At 66.6% G+C, this 16111-nt stretch carries 18 protein-coding genes; 12 read left to right on the plus strand and 6 right to left on the minus strand.

From position 1 onward, the window contains the following. Positions 1-55 precede the first annotated feature (55 nt). The 12 genes from dsbD to CCR82_RS00830 all read left to right on the plus strand — a co-directional run bounded on the left by dsbD (position 56) and on the right by CCR82_RS00830 (position 11571). Positions 56-2416, plus strand: a complete 2361-nt coding sequence (gene dsbD, locus CCR82_RS00775; RefSeq protein WP_242513149.1) for a protein-disulfide reductase DsbD — start codon at positions 56-58, stop codon at positions 2414-2416. Further along, positions 2413-2979, plus strand: a complete 567-nt coding sequence (locus CCR82_RS00780; protein ID WP_201243297.1) for a TlpA family protein disulfide reductase — start codon at positions 2413-2415, stop codon at positions 2977-2979. Before dsbD ends, CCR82_RS00780 begins: the two co-directional genes overlap by 4 nt. A gap of 190 nt (positions 2980-3169) precedes the next feature. After that, positions 3170-3616 carry a type II 3-dehydroquinate dehydratase gene (gene aroQ, locus CCR82_RS00785; protein WP_201243298.1) on the plus strand — a complete coding sequence of 149 codons (447 nt, stop codon included), beginning with the start codon at positions 3170-3172 and terminating at the stop codon, positions 3614-3616. 52 nt (positions 3617-3668) lie between these two features. Continuing rightward, positions 3669-4118: an acetyl-CoA carboxylase biotin carboxyl carrier protein gene (gene accB / locus CCR82_RS00790; protein WP_201243299.1), complete on the plus strand. Its 450-nt coding sequence runs from the start codon at positions 3669-3671 to the stop codon at positions 4116-4118. Then, positions 4115-5455 carry an acetyl-CoA carboxylase biotin carboxylase subunit gene (gene accC / locus CCR82_RS00795; protein WP_201243300.1) on the plus strand — a complete coding sequence of 447 codons (1341 nt, stop codon included), beginning with the start codon at positions 4115-4117 and terminating at the stop codon, positions 5453-5455. The genes accB and accC overlap by 4 nt, the downstream gene beginning before the upstream one ends. A 32-nt stretch (positions 5456-5487) precedes the next feature. Then, on the plus strand, positions 5488-6384 hold the full coding sequence (gene prmA / locus CCR82_RS00800; RefSeq protein WP_201243301.1) for a 50S ribosomal protein L11 methyltransferase: 897 nt from the start codon (positions 5488-5490) through the stop codon (positions 6382-6384). After that, entirely contained in the window at positions 6374-7534 is a 1161-nt protein-coding gene (gene dusB / locus CCR82_RS00805) for a tRNA dihydrouridine synthase DusB (RefSeq protein WP_338073063.1), read from the plus strand. Before prmA ends, dusB begins: the two co-directional genes overlap by 11 nt. Continuing rightward, on the plus strand, positions 7535-7813 hold the full coding sequence (locus tag CCR82_RS00810) for a helix-turn-helix domain-containing protein (protein ID WP_201243302.1): 279 nt from the start codon (positions 7535-7537) through the stop codon (positions 7811-7813). A 47-nt stretch (positions 7814-7860) separates the two neighbouring features. After that, positions 7861-9450, plus strand: a complete 1590-nt coding sequence (purH, locus tag CCR82_RS00815) for a bifunctional phosphoribosylaminoimidazolecarboxamide formyltransferase/IMP cyclohydrolase (RefSeq protein ID WP_201243303.1) — start codon at positions 7861-7863, stop codon at positions 9448-9450. Between the two features lie 35 nt (positions 9451-9485). After that, positions 9486-10262 carry an acyl-ACP--UDP-N-acetylglucosamine O-acyltransferase gene (gene lpxA / locus CCR82_RS00820; protein WP_201243304.1) on the plus strand — a complete coding sequence of 259 codons (777 nt, stop codon included), beginning with the start codon at positions 9486-9488 and terminating at the stop codon, positions 10260-10262. A gap of 63 nt (positions 10263-10325) precedes the next feature. Next, positions 10326-10712 (plus strand): Co2+/Mg2+ efflux facilitator ApaG/CorD, encoded by a 387-nt coding sequence (gene apaG, locus CCR82_RS00825; protein WP_201243305.1) that lies wholly within the window; start codon positions 10326-10328, stop codon positions 10710-10712. A gap of 25 nt (positions 10713-10737) precedes the next feature. After that, positions 10738-11571 carry a symmetrical bis(5'-nucleosyl)-tetraphosphatase gene (locus tag CCR82_RS00830; RefSeq protein ID WP_201243306.1) on the plus strand — a complete coding sequence of 278 codons (834 nt, stop codon included), beginning with the start codon at positions 10738-10740 and terminating at the stop codon, positions 11569-11571. Positions 11572-11608: 37 nt separating this feature from the next. Here CCR82_RS00830 and CCR82_RS00835 read toward each other — a convergent pair whose 3' ends face one another. From CCR82_RS00835 to CCR82_RS00860, 6 genes are read right to left on the minus strand one after another with little or no spacing between them, the layout of a single operon-like run. Then, entirely contained in the window at positions 11609-12136 is a 528-nt protein-coding gene (locus CCR82_RS00835; protein ID WP_338073064.1) for a dihydrofolate reductase, read from the minus strand. After that, a complete protein-coding gene (rsfS, locus tag CCR82_RS00840; protein ID WP_201243307.1) occupies positions 12123-12488 on the minus strand; it encodes a ribosome silencing factor in 366 nt (121 codons plus the stop codon). The genes CCR82_RS00835 and rsfS overlap by 14 nt, the downstream gene beginning before the upstream one ends. Positions 12489-12519: 31 nt before the next feature. Then, complete coding sequence (nadD, locus tag CCR82_RS00845) at positions 12520-13167, minus strand: nicotinate-nucleotide adenylyltransferase (protein ID WP_201243308.1); 648 nt, start codon at positions 13165-13167, stop codon at positions 12520-12522. Between the two features lie 33 nt (positions 13168-13200). Then, positions 13201-14478, minus strand: a complete 1278-nt coding sequence (locus tag CCR82_RS00850; RefSeq protein ID WP_201243309.1) for a glutamate-5-semialdehyde dehydrogenase — start codon at positions 14476-14478, stop codon at positions 13201-13203. A 49-nt stretch (positions 14479-14527) separates the two neighbouring features. Beyond that, on the minus strand, positions 14528-15604 hold the full coding sequence (holA, locus tag CCR82_RS00855) for a DNA polymerase III subunit delta (RefSeq protein ID WP_201243310.1): 1077 nt from the start codon (positions 15602-15604) through the stop codon (positions 14528-14530). Between the two features lie 2 nt (positions 15605-15606). Continuing rightward, positions 15607-16101, minus strand: coding sequence for an LPS-assembly lipoprotein LptE (locus CCR82_RS00860; RefSeq protein WP_201243311.1), 495 nt, complete (start codon positions 16099-16101; stop codon positions 15607-15609). Positions 16102-16111 lie beyond the last annotated feature (10 nt).

A 16111-nucleotide genomic window follows, 5' to 3' on the forward strand; every position in this document is an offset into this window, starting at 1 on the left:
CGTCCAGCGTGGCCTCAGCTTTCTGCTACTGCTCGCCATTGGACTCGCCCTGCCCATGGCAAGCATGGCTGAGGATGACTTCCTTCAGCCGGATCAGGCGTTCCGCATCAGCGGCGCCGCGCAAAGCCCGGAACAGATCAGTGTGAGCTGGGATATTGCGCCTGGTTATTACCTGTATGGCGCCAAGTTCCGCTTCGAGAGCAAGACGCCGGGGATCAAACTGGGCTCGGCCGAACTGCCGCCGGCGAAAACCAAGAATGATCCGTTTTTTGGTGAGGTGACGATCTACCGCGACCGCGTCGAGGCCGAGATACCGCTCGAACACAGCGAGGATGTCGGCGAAGTCATTCGTATCGAGGCCCAGTCTCAAGGCTGCGCCGACGTCGGGTTCTGCTATCCGCCGCAGCGTCAGAGCCTCCTGCTGGAGATGCCGCAACTCGCCGCACTCGAGCAAGCCGCGGATGGCCCTGCTGGCGGCGAAACGGGCGCCGACATAACCCGCACTGACGCGTTAACGGCGCAATCGCCAGTGGCCGAGGACACCTCCTCGACCTCACAAACGGCCGATGAGCGATCGAGCGCTCAGAGCAGTACCGCCAGCCAGTCGCTCGGTCTTGGTTTCGAGGACGACATCCTCCCGGCCGAGGAGGCGTTCCAGCTCGATGCCCGCGTCGAAGATCCTCAAACCCTCGCATTACGCTGGCGCATCGCCCCTGAGACCTATCTCTACGAAGAGAAGATCGACCTCAGGCTCGAGGATGCCGAGGGCGTGCAGCTCGGCCGCTATGAACTGCCACCGGCCGAGATCAAGTCCGAGACCGTGCGCCCCGACGGCACGATTGGTGATGTCGCCATCTATCATGGTGATGTCGAACTCAGCGTGCCGCTGCTGCGCGGCAGCGAGGAGGCGACCGAGATCACCCTGGTCGCCACCTACCAGGGCTGCGCCGAGCGCGGCATCTGCTACCCGCCCGTGACCGATCAGCGGCAACTCGCGCTACCGCCGGCGGTGACCACGGTCGCCCTCACGCAGACCGACCCAGACGATCCAAACCCCGCCAGCCAGCGCACGGCTGCGAGCGCCTCGGCCCCGCCGGAGCGCGTCTCGGAGCAGGATCAGATCGCCGCGCGCCTCGCCAATACCGGCATCCTCGGCGCCCTGGCCATCTTCTTCGTGCTCGGTCTGCTGCTCGCGTTCACGCCCTGCGTGTTCCCGATGATCCCGATCCTCTCCGGCATCATCGCCGGCCAGGGTGACAGCCTCACCACGCGCAAGGCCTTCTTCCTCTCACTCGCCTATGTGCTGGCGATGGCGCTCACCTATGCCATCGTTGGTGTCATCGCCGGGCTGTTCGGCGCCAATCTGCAGGCGACCTTCCAGAATGCCTGGGTGCTCGGCGCCTTCGCCGCCATCTTCGTCGCGCTCTCGCTGTCGATGTTCGGCTTCTACGATCTGCAATTGCCGAGCAGTGTCCAGACCAAGCTCACCCAGCTCAGCAACAAGCAGCAGGGCGGCACGCTGACCGGCGCGGCGATCATGGGCGCGCTCTCGGCGCTGATCGTCGGCCCCTGCGTGGCGCCGCCGCTGATGGGCGCGCTGATCTTCATCGGCAAGACCGGCGATGCGGTGCTCGGCTTCTTCGCCCTGCTCGGCCTCGGTCTCGGCATGGGCGCGCCCTTGCTCGCCATCGGCACCTCGGCCGGCAAGCTGCTGCCGCGCGCCGGGGTCTGGATGGACGCGGTCAAGGCGGTGTTCGGGGTGCTGCTGCTGGCGGTGGCCGTGCTGCTGGTCGAGCGGGTGATCCCGGCCGCCGTCGCCATGGTGCTCTGGGGGCTGCTGTTGATCAGCTCCGGTGTCTACCTCGGCGCCCTCACCCAGCATGGGCCGGAGGCCAGCGGCTGGTCCAAGCTGTGGAAGTCGCTCGGCGTGGCCCTGCTGCTCTATGGCGTGCTGATGCTGATCGGCGCTGCCGCCGGTGGCAAGGACACCCTCCAACCGCTGCGCGGCCTGGCGCCGGCGGCGGGCGGACAGGGGGCGGTGGCCGCGCATCCGCAGTTCGAGCCGATCAAGACCGTGACCGATCTGGATCAGGCGGTCGCCGAGGCGCAGGCCCAGGGCAAGCCGGTGATGCTCGACTTCTACGCCGATTGGTGCGTGTCCTGCAAGGAGATGGAGCGCTACACCTTCCCGGACCCGGCCGTGCAACAGGCGATGGAGCGCTATGTGCTGCTCCAGGCCGATGTCACCGCCAACGATGCTGCCGATAAGGCGCTGATGCAGGAGCGCTTCGGCATCCCGGGACCACCGGCGATGTTGTTCTTCGACGCCGAGGGGCAAGAGCAACGCGGTTGGCGCTTGGTCGGCTTCGTGCCGGCCGAGGAGTTCGCCGCGCACCTGAACGGGTTCGACCGATGAAGGCCGCCAAGGTCCTCGCGGTCACGGTGCTGGCCGGCTCGGTCAGCATCGGGCTGGCGGTGTTCGGCGAACGCTGGCTCGAGCACGAGCAGCACGCCGCCGAACAGCATCGCGGTGGCGCTCTTCAAGGCGTACTCGACACCCTCCCCGAGCAGCAGCTCGCGCCGTTCCAGGACCAGGCGCTCAACAGCCGTCGTTGGGCGGGCAAGGTGGTGGTGCTGAATTTCTGGGCTACCTGGTGCCCGCCCTGCGTGCGTGAGATGCCGTTGCTCGATGAGTGGCAGCAGATCCACGGCGACCGGGGACTTCAGGTCGTGGGGATCGCCATCGACCAGGCGGACGCGGTCGCCAGCTTTCTCGAGGACCACCCGGTGCGCTATCCGATCTTGCTCGGTGAGCGCGAGAGCATCGCCCTCACGCGCGGGCTCGGCAATCGCATCGGCGGGCTGCCGTTCACCATGGTCTTCGATGCCCTCGGGCGCCAGGTCTTCAGTTACCTCGGCGAACTCGACGACGCGCTGCTCGAGAGCGAGGTCGAACCGCTGCTGCCCGAGACGGGCTGAACGCCAGCCAGAACAAGCCTGTAACAGGCATCCAACGGCGTCGATCCCGGGGTCTTCGCCGACGAGAGGGCGATAACGCCTTTGTAAATTGGCGCCTGATGCCGTACCCTGTCGGCTGACGATCCAAGAATGCCTGAACGACCTTGTTTTCGACGGTTCGCTGCCGATAGATGCGTTTTCGCCCGCTGTTATGGTCAAGATCCTTTGCTTGAACGGACCGAACCTGAACCTGCTCGGCACGCGCGAGCCCGATCTCTACGGGCACCACGGGTTGGAGCACATCGGCGAGGAGTTGATCGCGACCGCTGAAGCCGCGGGCCATGAACTGCAGATGCTCCAGAGCAATGCCGAGCATACGCTGATCGATGCGATCCACCGCGCGGGCCGCGAGGGCGTCGCCTTCATCCTGTTCAACCCAGCCGCCTTCACCCATACCAGCATCGCGCTGCGAGACGCGCTGCTGGCGGTGCGCATTCCGTTCATCGAGTTGCACCTGTCCAATGTGCATGCACGCGAGCCGTTCCGGGCTCAGTCGTATTTCTCGGATATCGCCGAGGGCGTCATCAGCGGGCTGGGCACACAGAGCTACAGCCTGGCGCTGACGGCGGCCCTGGCGCGGCTCGGGGCGGCCCGCTGAGGTCGGCATTCAGGCACATACGCATTCATCCACGGCGAGAAGAACACCTGTCATGGACATCCGCAAGGTCAAAAAGCTGATCGAATTGCTCGATGAGTCGAACGTCGCTGAGATCGAGATTCACGAGGGCGAAGAATCCGTGCGCATCAGCCGCCATGGCAGTGGAGCACCTCAGTTCATGATGCCAGCACCGGCCCCTGCCCCCGGCGCGGGCACCAGTGCGGCGGCCCCCGTGCCGGTGCCACCGAGCAGTCCCGAGATCGACGACGCCTGCATCGCGCGCTCGCCGATGGTCGGCACCTTCTATCGCTCGCCTTCGCCGGGCGCCAAGGCGTTCGTCGAGGAGGGCCAGGAGGTCAAGGTCGGCGACATCCTCTGCATCATCGAGGCGATGAAGATCCTCAACCAGATCGAGTCCGAGCGGGCTGGCGTGGTCAAGAAGATCATGGTCGAGAACGGCCAGCCCGTCGAATACAACCAACCGCTGTTCGTGATCGAATGATCGAGAAGATCCTCATTGCCAATCGCGGCGAGATCGCGCTGCGCATCCAGCGCGCCTGCCGCGAACTCGGCATCAAGACCGTCGCCGTGCATTCCGACGCCGATCGTGAACTCAAGCATGTGCTGCTGGCCGATGAATCGGTCTGCATCGGCCCGGCGCAATCGCGCGACAGCTATCTGCACATCCCGGCGATCATCAGCGCCGCCGAGGTCACCGACACCGTCGCCATCCATCCAGGCTACGGCTTTCTCTCGGAGAATGCCGATTTCGCCGAGCGCGTCGAGCGCTCCGGCTTCATCTTCATCGGCCCCAAGCCGGACACGATTCGGCTCATGGGCGACAAGGTCTCGGCGATCCGCGCCATGAAGCAGGCCGGCGTGCCCTGTGTGCCCGGCTCCGACGGTCCGCTCGACGATGATGCCAAGCACACGCTGCAACTGGCGCGCGAGATCGGTTACCCGGTCATCATCAAGGCCGCCGGTGGCGGTGGCGGGCGCGGCATGCGCGTGGTGCACTCCGATGCGACCCTGCTGAACGCGATCTCGCTGACCAAGGCCGAGGCGGGCGCGGCCTTCGGCAACGATGTCGTCTACATGGAGAAGTACCTGGAGAATCCGCGTCATGTGGAGTTCCAGGTGCTCGCCGACAGCTACGGCAACGCCATCCATCTGTGCGAGCGCGACTGCTCGATGCAGCGCCGCCATCAGAAGGTGATCGAGGAGGCACCGGCCCCTGGCATCACCCCCGAGCAGCGCGAGCGCATCGGCCGGCGCTGCGCCGAGGCCTGCAGCACCCTCGGCTATCGGGGGCTGGGTACCTTCGAGTTCCTCTATCAGGACGAGGAGTTCTACTTCATCGAGATGAACACCCGGGTGCAGGTCGAGCATCCGGTGACCGAGATGATCACCGGCATCGATGTGATCAAGGAGCAGATCCTGGTCGCCGGCGGCGAGCGCCTGCGCTACAGCCAGGGCGATATCGTCCCGCGCGGCCATGCGATCGAATGCCGGCTCAATGCCGAGCATCCCGAGACCTTCATGCCGAGCCCGGGGCGGATCGAAGAGTTCCACGCCCCCGGCGGCCCCGGCGTGCGCATCGATACCCACATCTACGCCGGCTATGTGGTCCCGCCCTACTACGATTCGATGATCGGTAAGCTCGTCGCGCACGGCGAGGACCGGGAGGCGGCGCTCGCGCGCATGACCAACGCCCTGCGCGAGACCATCATCGAGGGCATCGACACCAATATCCCGCTACATCGACAGTTGTTGAAGGACGCCGCCTTCCAGCAGGGTGGCATCAATATCCACTATCTGGAAAAGAAGCTCGGTCTCTGACCGCTGCCACCGCTACCTTGCCGACCTCCCCCATGGCCTGGATCGAACTCGAACTGCTGGCGGACCGTGACCACGCAGCGCTGCTCGAAGCCGCGCTGGAGAACGCCGGCGCGCTCGCGGTGACCCTGGACGAGGGCGGCGGCGAAGGGCTCGATGAGGTGCTGGAGCCGGCCCCCGGCGCGACGCCGCTTTGGCGCCAACTGCGCATCACCGCCCTGTTCGAGGATGATCCAAACGGCAGCATGCAGGCCGAGGCCTCGGCGGACGCGCTAGCCGCCCAATGCCTGGTGCCACCGCGTCTGCATCGGCTCGATGACCGCCCCTGGGAGCGAGTCTGGCTCGAGGATCTGCATCCGCAGCGATTTGGGGAACGGCTCTGGGTCTGTCCGCGCGGCCAGCGCGTTGAGGCACCCAACGCCGTCATCATCGATCTCGACCCCGGGCTCGCGTTTGGCACCGGTCATCATGCGACCACCGCGCTCTGTCTCGAATGGCTCGATCGCGCGCCGCTCGCCGGCCGCACCCTGATCGATGTCGGCTGCGGCTCGGGCATCCTCGCCATCGCCGCGCTCAAACTCGGCGCGGCCCGTGCCATCGCCATCGATCACGACCCGCAAGCCTTGGAGGCGACGCTCGAGAACGCGACGGTCAATGCCGTCGCCGATCGGCTCAGCGTCCACCCGCCCGAGCAGATGCCACAGGAGGCGGCGGATCTGCTGGTCGCGAATATCCTCGCCGGCCCGCTGTTGGAACTCGCGCCGACGCTGGCGCGGCTGACCAAGCCGGCGGGGCGGCTCGCCCTCTCGGGCATCCTCGCGCATCAGGCCGAGGCCATCGGCAACGCCTATGGCGCCGACTTCGCGCTCGAGCCGGCACAGCAGCGCGAGGACTGGATACTGATCAGCGGTCGGCGACGGGGTGTCGACTGACTCCACGCCGGACCGGACCGCTGCCCAGGCCGCCATGCTCCTGGCGCCCCTTCGGATCGGTTCGGTCAGCATCCCCAATCGGCTGTTCCTCGCGCCCATGGCCGGGGTCACCGATCAACCCTTCCGCACCCTCTGTCGAGCGCTCGGTGCTGGCCTGGCGGTATCCGAGATGGTCTCCGCCAATCCTGCCTTGCGCGGCACCCGCAAGAGTCGCGAGCGCCGCGATCACCAAGGCGAGCCCCGTCCCATCGCGGTGCAGATCGCCGGCGCCGATCCACAGCAGATGGCCGAGGCCGCGCGCGATAACGTCGACCGCGGCGCCGAGCTGATCGATATCAATCTCGGCTGCCCGGCGAGGAAGGTGTGCAAGATTGCCGCCGGCTCGGCGCTGTTGCGCGACGAGGTCTTGGTCGGGCGCCTCCTCGAGGCGGTGGTGCGCGCCGTCGAGGTACCGGTGACACTGAAGACACGCACCGGCTGGTCGCCGCACACGCGCAATCTGCCGCGCATCGCCGCCATCGCCGAGGCCAGCGGGATTAGCCTCATCAGCGTGCACGGGCGCACCCGCGCCTGCGGCTATCGCGGCGAGGCCGAATTCGAGAGCCTGGCCGGCATCCGCGCTCAGTGCGCGCTGCCGTTGGTGGCCAACGGCGACATCGACAGCCCGGCCAAGGCGCTGCAGGTGCTGAACGCGACCGGCGCCGATGCTATTATGATCGGACGTGCCGCGCTCGGCCGGCCGTGGATCTTCGGCGCCATGGCGACGGCGCTACGCGCCATCGCCGGCCCTGAGCACCGGCCCAGCAGCAGACCCAACGACAGACCCAGCGATACGCCCTCGGCCCCGACCCGCGAGGTGCCAAGCGCACCTTCGAGCGCTTGGATCGGGGCGATCTTGATGGAGCATCTGGATCGGCTCTACCGGTTTTACGGCGAGCCGCGTGGTGTGTTGATCGCACGCAAGCACATCGGCTGGTACCTGCGCGCGCTCGGCCCCGAGACCGGGGCCGAGCATTGGCGGTCGCGTTTGATGACGGCCACGGCGGCGGCGGAGCAACAGGCGCTGCTGCGCGAATACTTTCAACAGGACGCCGACGCGGCCACAGAGCGCCCCTGCGCGGCATCATCTCGAACTGGCGGGAGCCATTGAATGAATGATGGAGAAGGCTTTGCGGTGCCGGAAGCGGAGTCGCACCGCACTGAGCTGCTGCGCGAATGCGTGCTCGGCGCCTTACGCAGTTACCTCGACAGCATGGGCAATCATGAGATCCATGGACTCTATCGCTTGGTCATGAACGAGGTCGAGCAGCCGTTGATCGAGGCTGTGCTCGAGCACACCAAGGGCAACCAATCCGCAGCCGCGGCGATCCTCGGCATCAGCCGTGGCACCCTGCGCAAGAAACTCAAGCATCGCGCCGACGCGCCTTAGCCGCGCACCCCTGACGGCGAGCGCGAGCCGCACTTGGAGAATGATGAATGAAACCAATCAAGCGGGCGCTGATCAGCGTCTCCGACAAGACCGACCTCGCCGCCTTTGCCGCCGCGTTGAGCAAGCAGGGAGTGGAAATCCTCTCCACCGGCGGCACCGCCCGGCTGCTCATCGAGCAGGATATCCCCGTGCTCGAGGTCGCCGAATACACCGGCTTCCCGGAGATGATGGATGGGCGCGTGAAGACCCTGCATCCGCGCATCCATGGCGGCATCCTCGGGCGCCGTGGCGAAGATGACCCGGTGATGCGCGAGAACGAGATCCGACCGATCGATCTGGTGGTGGTGAATCTCTATCCGTTCGAGGACACCGTCGCCCGCCCCGACTGCGACCTGCCAACCGCGATCGAGCACATCGATATCGGCGGGCCGACGCTGATCCGTGCGGCGGCCAAGAACCATCGCGATGTCACCGTGCTCTGCGATCCAGCCGATTACCCGCGCGTGCTCGATGCCATGGCCGCGAATGGCGGCGCGGTCGATGACCAGACCCGCTTCGATCTGGCGGTGCGCGCGTTCGAGCACACGGCCCATTACGACGGCGCCATCGCCAACTATTTGGGCGCCCTCATCGAGCAGCCAGAGGATGCGCAGGCCCAACCCCAGGCCCAGACAGAGGCGCTGCCGCGCACCCTCAACCTGCAGTTCCGCAAGCGCCAAGCCCTGCGCTACGGCGAGAACCCGCATCAGACGGCGGCCTTCTATGTCGGGCGTGGCGGCTGCGAGGCGAGCGTCGCCACCGCCGAGCAGCTCCAGGGCAAGGCGCTAAGCTACAACAACATCGCCGATACCGACGCCGCACTCGAATGCGTCAAGCAGTTCGACGAAGCACCGGCCTGCGTGATCGTCAAACACGCCAACCCCTGTGGCGTCGCCCTCGGCGAGCACCTGCTCGAGGCCTATGAGCGCGCCTTCAGCACCGATCCAGAATCGGCCTTTGGCGGCATCATCGCCTTCAATCGGCGACTCGATGGCGAGACCGCAGCGGCCATCGTCGCGCGCCAGTTCGTCGAAGTGATCATCGCCCCGGAGGTCAGCGACGAGGCCATTGCGGCGGTCGCGGCGAAGAAGAATGTGCGCCTGCTGCGCTGTGGTCCCTGGCCCGTGGAACGCCAAGGCTATCGCGACTTCAAACGCGTGCGCGGCGGGCTCTTGGTGCAAGCGACCGACCTGGAGCTGAGCAGCGCGATCAAGACCGTGACCCAGCGTGAGCCCAGCGAGGCGGAACGCCAAGATTTACTGTTCGCCTGGCGGGTGGCCAAGTTCGTCAAATCCAACGCCATCGTCTATGCCCGCGATGGCATGAGCATTGGCGTCGGTGCCGGCCAGATGAGCCGCATCAACTCCGCCCGCATCGCCAGCATCAAGGCCGAGCAGGCTGGACTGGAGGTCAACGGCGCGGTGCTGGCCTCCGATGCCTTCTTCCCGTTCCGCGACGGGCTCGATCAGGCCGCTGCCGCCGGCATCCGCGCCGTCATCCAGCCCGGCGGCTCGATGCGCGATGAGGAGGTCATCGCCGCCGCCGATGAGCACGAGATCGCCATGCTGTTCACCGGCATGCGCCATTTCCGGCACTGATCCCGGCCAACGAGCACGGAGTCCGGACCCAACCGATGGCGGTGCACCCGAGCGCGATCATCGAGGCCGGCGCCGAGGTCCATCCGAGCGCCGAGATCGGTCCCTGGTCGCTGATCGAGACCGGCGCCGTGATCGGCGCCGAGTGCCGCATCGAGAGCAGTGTGCGTATCTACGGCGGCACCCGGCTCGGCGCGCGCAATCGCGTCTGTCATGGCGCCACGCTTGGCAGCGAACCGCAGGATCTGAGCTTCACGCCGGAGCGTGCGCGGCCCTTGGTCATTGGCAGCGACAACTGCTTTCGCGAAGGCGTCAACATCAGCTGCGGGCTCAAAAGCGAGCGGGGCACGCACATCGGCCATCGCAACTATTTCATGGCCTACAGCCATGCCGGCCATGATTGCCTGGTCGGCGACGACAATATCCTCGCCAATACCGCGACCCTGGCTGGGCATGTCGAAGTGGCCCACCACTGCTTCGTCTCGGGCCAGGTCGCCGTGCATCAATTCGCCCGCATCGGCGCCTACACCATGATTGGCGGCCTCACCGGCGTCACCAAGGATCTACCGCCCTTCGTCCTCGCCAACGGCCAGCGTGCGGTCATCGTCGGCCTGAATTTGGTGGGTTTGAAGCGCCATGGCTTTTCATCCGAGCAGCGTGCCCGCATCAAGGCCGTGTATCGGCTCATCTTCCGCTCCGGGCGCCGGTTGGCGGACGGGCTCGCCGAGGCCCAGCAGCGTTATCCGAGCGACGACACCGAGGCGATCATCGCATTCATCCGCGCCTCCGAGCGCGGCGTGACTGGCTTCGGTTGATCGTTCTATCCTCTTGCCGTCTCGCCGCCTCTGCCCCTGTTCTCATCCACGAAGGCTCGCACCATGGATCATCACGACGCACGCTACCAGATCGACGTCCAAGCATTGACACGCTATCTGCCGGAGCAATCCGATCCGGATGGCAGCCGTTTCACCTTTGCCTACACCATCACCATCAGCAACACCGGCGAGGTCCCGGCCAAGCTGTTGAACCGCCATTGGATCGTCACCGATGCCAACGGCAAGACCCAGGAGGTGCGGGGGGCTGGCGTGGTCGGCGAGCAACCCTATCTGCAGCCCGGCGAGCGCTTCGAGTACACCAGCGGCACCCAGATCGCGACGCCCCTTGGCAGCATGCATGGGAGCTATGACATGATCGCCGATGACGGCACCCGCTTCGACGCCGTCATCCGTCCGTTCTCGCTCGGTGATCGCAGCGCTTTACACTAACGCATGCACACGCCCACTCAAGCTCATGTCCACCTACGCCATCGGCGACATTCAAGGCTGTTACGACGAACTGCGCCGCCTGCTCGATAAGGCCGACTTCGATCCGACCGAGGACACACTCTGGTGTGTCGGCGATCTGGTCAATCGCGGGCCGGACTCGCTCGCGGTGGTGCGCTGGATCAAGGCCCTTGGCGAGCGAGCGGTGGTCGTGCTCGGGAATCACGATCTACATCTGCTCGCGGTGGCGCTCGCCGACGCCCGTTTGAGCAAGAAGGACACGCTGGATGCGATCCTCGCCGCGCCGGACCGCGATGAGCTGCTGCATTGGCTGCGCCATCGACCGCTGCTGCATCACAGCGAGAAGAAGGGATTCACCATGCTCCATGCGGGCCTGCCGCCGCAGTGGGATCTGGCCCAGGCACAGACCTGCGCGCGCGAACTCGAAGACGTGCTGCGAGGGCCAGACCATCTCGCCTTCTTGCAACAGCTCTACGGCAACGAACCGAGCCGTTGGAGCGATGAACTCGCTGGCATGGATCGGCTGCGTTTCATCACCAACTGCTTCACCCGCCTGCGCTGGTGCACGGCCGACGGCGAGCTACTGCTCAAGGAGAAAGGCGGTCTCGAGCAGGCCCCGCCGCATGCCCTACCCTGGTTCAGCGTGCCAGACCGGCGCACGCGCGACGACCGACTCCTGTTTGGTCATTGGTCGACCATCGGCTTCCTTGCCGAGAACAACTGCTGGGCGCTCGATAGCGGCTGCCTTTGGGGGGGGCGGCTCAGCGCGGTCCGGGTGCGACGCAAGAAGCCCTTGAAGCTGATCGAACTCGACTGCGCCGGCTATCAGGAGCCCGGTTGAAGCCTGAGGGCTCAGGGCTCAAGGCAAGCGACCCGCTTCAAGCGCCAAGGCCCGCGGCACGCGCTAGCGTCACGAAATCGAGGTCATAAGGATTCGCAGCATCGCGCGGGCGGTGTCGGCGCGCGGTCTCTTGCCACTCAGAGGGCGACCAGGCCGGGAAACGGGTGTCGCCATCGATCTCGGCATCGATCAGGGTCAACAGCATGCGATTGGCGAGCGGCAGGAAGGCCCGATAGATGCTGGCGCCGCCGACGATCATCACCTCGGGCGCCGCAGCGGTCTGCTCCAACGCGCTCTCGGGAGAACGTGCGGTCTCGGCATGCGTGAGCATCCGTCGAAATCCGGGATCGGCCGAGATGACGATGTGACGCCGTCGCGGCAGCAGGCCGGGAAGGGATTCCCAAGTCCGTCGGCCCATGATGATGGGCTTGTCCAGTGTCTGGTGCTTGAAGTGCGTGAGATCGGCGGGCAGATGCCAGGGCATGGCATTGTCCCGGCCGATGACGCGCCCACGCGCCATCGCCGCGATGAGGGTGATCCGAGGACGGAGATTAGACAGAGGCACTCGCGGCCGCGCTCGAGCGTGTCACCAGCGAGGGCGCGCTCCAGAGCCGCTCCAGGCTGTAGAAGTCGCGCACCTTGGGCAGCATCAGATGCACCACTACCCCATTCAGATCGACCAGCGCCCATTCCCCTTCCTGCACCCCTTCGCTGCCGAGCGGGGCCTCGCCGGCCTCCTTGGCCCTGTAAGCGACCGTCTCGGCGATGGCCTTTACATGCCGATCCGAAGTGCCAGAGGCGACGATCATGTAATCAGTCACCGAGGTCTTGCCGCGCACATCCATCACACTGATGTCGCGGGCCTTCATGTCGTTCAGAACCTCGACCACGAGGTCTTTCAAGTGCTCTAGCTGCATTAACATCCTCTTCGGGAGCGGTGAGCGTGGGTCAGGCCGAAGCCTGTTGAACAGCATAGCAACTGTGTTCGCGGGCCATCGCCAAGACGGCATCCGGCAGCAGATAGCGCGGGCTCATCCCCTGCGCCAGCAGCCGGCGGATGCGGGTCGCCGAGATGTCGAGTTGCGTCACCGTTTGGAAATAGATATGCCCCCCGGCATGATCACGCAAGACCGTCGGATCATCGGTGCGGCGTTGCTCGACCTGATCGCGCAACCAGGCATCGCGCGCGGTCGGGGCGCCCGGGCGCTGCATCACGATCAGATGCGCGCGCTCGAGGATATCCAGCGGCCGGTGCCAATCCGACAATCCGACGAACGCATCGGCGCCGACCAACAGACAGAGCGGCGCCGTCGCACCCAACTCCTCGCGAAACGAGCACAGCGTGTCGATCGTGTACGAGGGACCACCACGGGTCAGCTCCCGATCGTCGGCCATCAAGAGCGGCTCATCGTGAACTGCCGCCTGCAGCATCGCCATGCGCTGCTGCGGCGAGGCGATGGGCTGTCGCCGATGCACGGCAGCGGCCAGCGGCAGCAGGCGCAGTTGCGCGAGGTCCAAATGCTGGATCACATCCAGCGCCACGCGCAGATGACCGTGGTGCACCGGATCGAAGGTACCGCCGAAGAGACCGATCATCGACCGCCAGCGGCCTCGATGCCGGAATAATGGCTACTCACGGATCTGACCATCGCCAAGCACCACGAACTTCTGCGAGGTCAGCCCCTCGAGCCCGACCGGCCCGCGCGCGTGGAACTTGTCGGTGCTGATGCCGATCTCGGCGCCGAGTCCGTACTCGAAGCCATCGGCAAAGCGGGTCGAGGCATTGACCATCACCGAGCTGGAATCGACCTCGCGCAAGAAGCGTCGGGCGCGGCTGTAGTCCTCGGTGACGATGGTGTCGGTGTGGTGCGAGCCGTGCGCCTCGATGTGCCCGATCGCCGTGTCCATGCCCGAGACCACGCGCACCGAGAGGATCGGTGCCAGGTACTCGGTGCCCCAGTCGGCATCGGTTGCCGGACGCGCGTCGGCGAGGATCTCGCGGGTACGCTCACAGCCACGGATCTCGACCCCTTTGGCTCCAAGAGCCGTGCCGATGCGCGAGAGCAGCGGCCGCGCGACCGCCTCGGCCACCAGCAGGGTCTCCATGGTGTTGCAGGTGCCGTAGCGCTGGGTCTTGGCGTTCACCGCGATCGCCACCGCCTTGTCGGGATCGGCCTTGTCGTCGATGTAGACATGGCAGACACCATCGAGATGCTTGATCACCGGCACCCGCGCCTCGCGACTGATGCGTTCGATCAGCCCCTTGCCGCCGCGCGGGATGATGACATCGATGTATTCGGGATGGCTGATCATGGCGCCGACCGCAGCCCGGTCGGTGGTGGCGATCACCTGCACCCCATCGGCGGGCAGCCCGGCGACCTGCAAGCCGCGCTGAATGCTCGCGGCGATGGTCTGATTGGATTGAAAGGCCTCGGAGCCACCGCGCAGCAACGTGGCGTTGCCGGTCTTGAGGCAGAGCGCGGCGGCATCGGCGGTGACGTTCGGACGCGACTCGTAGATGATGCCGATGACGCCGAGCGGTACCCGCATGCGCCCGACCTGGATGCCGGAAGGGCGATAGTCCAGATCCGTGATGGCGCCGATCGGATCGGGCAGCGCGGCGATCTGCTCGAGCCCGGCGATCATCGCGTCGATGCGCGCTGGCGTCAGCTCCAGGCGATCGAGCAAGGCTGCGTCCAGCCCCTTCGCCGCGCCGGCTTCGAGGTCGGCGGCGTTGGCCGTGGCCAAGCTGTCGCGGTGGCCGTCGAGATCGGCCGCGATCGCCTGCAACGCGGCATTCTTGGCGCCAGTCTCGGCGCGCGCCATGGCCCGCGCCGCAGCGCGCGCGCGACGCCCAACATCCGCGACATAGGCGGCCACCTCGGTGATCTTGGTCTCGGTCTTCATGGCAGTAGGAGGCGAGTTGAATGCGCACCAGCGCGCAAAACCCGATAGTTTAACAATGTTTCACGCGCTCGCCAGCCACAATCCGCGCCTCCGCGGGCGCGGCGGCGAGCCCCTCGGCGATGGCGCCGAGCCGTTGCCAGGGCTCGCCGTCGGCGCGTCCCTTGATCGCCAGATCGGCCTCGGCGCAGCAGCTCAGCAACGCCCAGAGGTGAGTCAGTGGCAACCGTTCCAGTGCCGCCATCACCAGCGGGCGGCGTGACTCCCAGACCTGATGCGCCTTGAGCAGCGGCCCCAGGGGCTGGCGTTTGGCGCGGGCGCGGGCGAAGGCGAGCGCGGCCAGCTTGCGCACCTCGCGCGCCAGCGCCCAGAGTACCAGCGGCTCGGCGGTACCCTCGGCGCGCAGCCCCTCGAGCACCCGCGCGACCCGGGCGCGATCGCCAGCGAGCGCCGCATCGACAAGATCGAACACCCCATAGCGGGCACTGTCGGCCACCGCCGCCAGCAGGCCCTCGGCGTCGAGCGGCCCTGGTGTCAGCGCCAGCGCCAGCTTGGTGATCTCCTGATCGGCGGCCAGCAGGTTGCCCTCGACCCGCTCGGCCAGCAGGGCCAGCGCCTCGGTACTGGGGACGAAGCCGGCGCGCCGCAAGCGCCCCTCGAGCCATTGGTTGAGCTGGCGCCCCTGGGGCTCGCGCACCTGCACGACCACGCCGACGCGCTCGATGGCCTGCACCCAGGTCGCCTTCAGGCCCTTCCAGTCGAGCCCCGGGGCGAGGATCAAGAGCAGCACATCGGCGCTCGGCTGATCCACGCAGCGGCGGATGGCCTCCGACCCCTCGCGCCCGACCGCATCGGCCTTGCTGCCGGCCTTGGGCGTGGCGAGACGCAGTTCGATCATGCGCCGCTCGGCGAACAGCGAGAGCGAACCGAACGCCCCGGCCAGCGACGACCAGGCGAACTCCGGACCGGTCTCCAAGACCTCGCGCTCGCTGAAGCCGTGCTGGCGCGCGGCGGCGCGCACCGCATCGGCGGCCTCGCCGAGCTGCAGCGGCTCGCTACCGACGAGCAGATAGACCGGCGCGAGCCCCTGCGCGAGGCGTTGATCGAGCTGGGTGGGAGCGATCGGCATGGCTAGCGCGCACGGGCGGCGAGCGCGGCGCGCAACCGCAGCAGCACCTGATCGGCGGCATCACTCATCAAATCCTGGTAGATGATGTCCGACTCCAGTTGCTTGCCAAGGACCGCCACGTCGGGGTTGTCGTCGAAGGTGCGTTCCAAGGTCAGGCTCTGCGGTGGGATCAGCGGCTCACCGGTGGCATCGATAGCATCGAACCGGACGCGCAGCTCGAGCGCAAAGGCGAGCGCCTTGCCACCGCGATCCACCGCCACGACCCGCGAGCCGCGCGATTGATCGAGGATGCGCAGGATGAGCCCGGCGTCGTTTGCGACAGGCGTCACCGGCACCCCACTGCCCCGCAAGCGATCATCGACGGCCTGTCCGACCAAACCGCCCGTCTGGATATGGACCGGCTCCAGACCCGGCGGGATCTCGACAGCACCACGCAGGCGGTAGCCGCAGCTGGCGATCATCAAAGCGCAGACCAGGCTCAGCAGCAGCGTCGCCATCCAAGGCCAT

Source organism: Halochromatium salexigens (genome assembly GCF_016653295.1).
Taxonomy (GTDB): Bacteria; Pseudomonadota; Gammaproteobacteria; order Chromatiales; family Chromatiaceae; genus Lamprobacter; species Lamprobacter salexigens.

Excerpts from the sequence above, each read along its gene's own strand:
- apaG (WP_201243305.1), top strand. The coding sequence starts at position 10,326 with ATGGATCATCACGACGCACGCTACCAGATCGACGTCCAAGCATTGACA.
- accB (WP_201243299.1), top strand. The coding sequence starts at position 3,669 with ATGGACATCCGCAAGGTCAAAAAGCTGATCGAATTGCTCGATGAGTCG.
- dsbD (WP_242513149.1), top strand. The coding sequence starts at position 56 with ATGGCAAGCATGGCTGAGGATGACTTCCTTCAGCCGGATCAGGCGTTC.
- CCR82_RS00780 (WP_201243297.1), top strand. The coding sequence starts at position 2,413 with ATGAAGGCCGCCAAGGTCCTCGCGGTCACGGTGCTGGCCGGCTCGGTC.
- prmA (WP_201243301.1), top strand. The coding sequence starts at position 5,488 with ATGGCCTGGATCGAACTCGAACTGCTGGCGGACCGTGACCACGCAGCG.
- CCR82_RS00850 (WP_201243309.1), bottom strand. The coding sequence starts at position 14,478 with ATGAAGACCGAGACCAAGATCACCGAGGTGGCCGCCTATGTCGCGGAT.
- aroQ (WP_201243298.1), top strand. The coding sequence starts at position 3,170 with ATGGTCAAGATCCTTTGCTTGAACGGACCGAACCTGAACCTGCTCGGC.
- CCR82_RS00860 (WP_201243311.1), bottom strand. The coding sequence starts at position 16,101 with ATGGCGACGCTGCTGCTGAGCCTGGTCTGCGCTTTGATGATCGCCAGC.
- CCR82_RS00830 (WP_201243306.1), top strand. The coding sequence starts at position 10,738 with ATGTCCACCTACGCCATCGGCGACATTCAAGGCTGTTACGACGAACTG.
- accC (WP_201243300.1), top strand. The coding sequence starts at position 4,115 with ATGATCGAGAAGATCCTCATTGCCAATCGCGGCGAGATCGCGCTGCGC.
- holA (WP_201243310.1), bottom strand. The coding sequence starts at position 15,604 with ATGCCGATCGCTCCCACCCAGCTCGATCAACGCCTCGCGCAGGGGCTC.
- nadD (WP_201243308.1), bottom strand. The coding sequence starts at position 13,167 with ATGATCGGTCTCTTCGGCGGTACCTTCGATCCGGTGCACCACGGTCAT.
- rsfS (WP_201243307.1), bottom strand. The coding sequence starts at position 12,488 with ATGCAGCTAGAGCACTTGAAAGACCTCGTGGTCGAGGTTCTGAACGAC.
- CCR82_RS00810 (WP_201243302.1), top strand. The coding sequence starts at position 7,535 with ATGAATGATGGAGAAGGCTTTGCGGTGCCGGAAGCGGAGTCGCACCGC.
- purH (WP_201243303.1), top strand. The coding sequence starts at position 7,861 with ATGAAACCAATCAAGCGGGCGCTGATCAGCGTCTCCGACAAGACCGAC.
- lpxA (WP_201243304.1), top strand. The coding sequence starts at position 9,486 with ATGGCGGTGCACCCGAGCGCGATCATCGAGGCCGGCGCCGAGGTCCAT.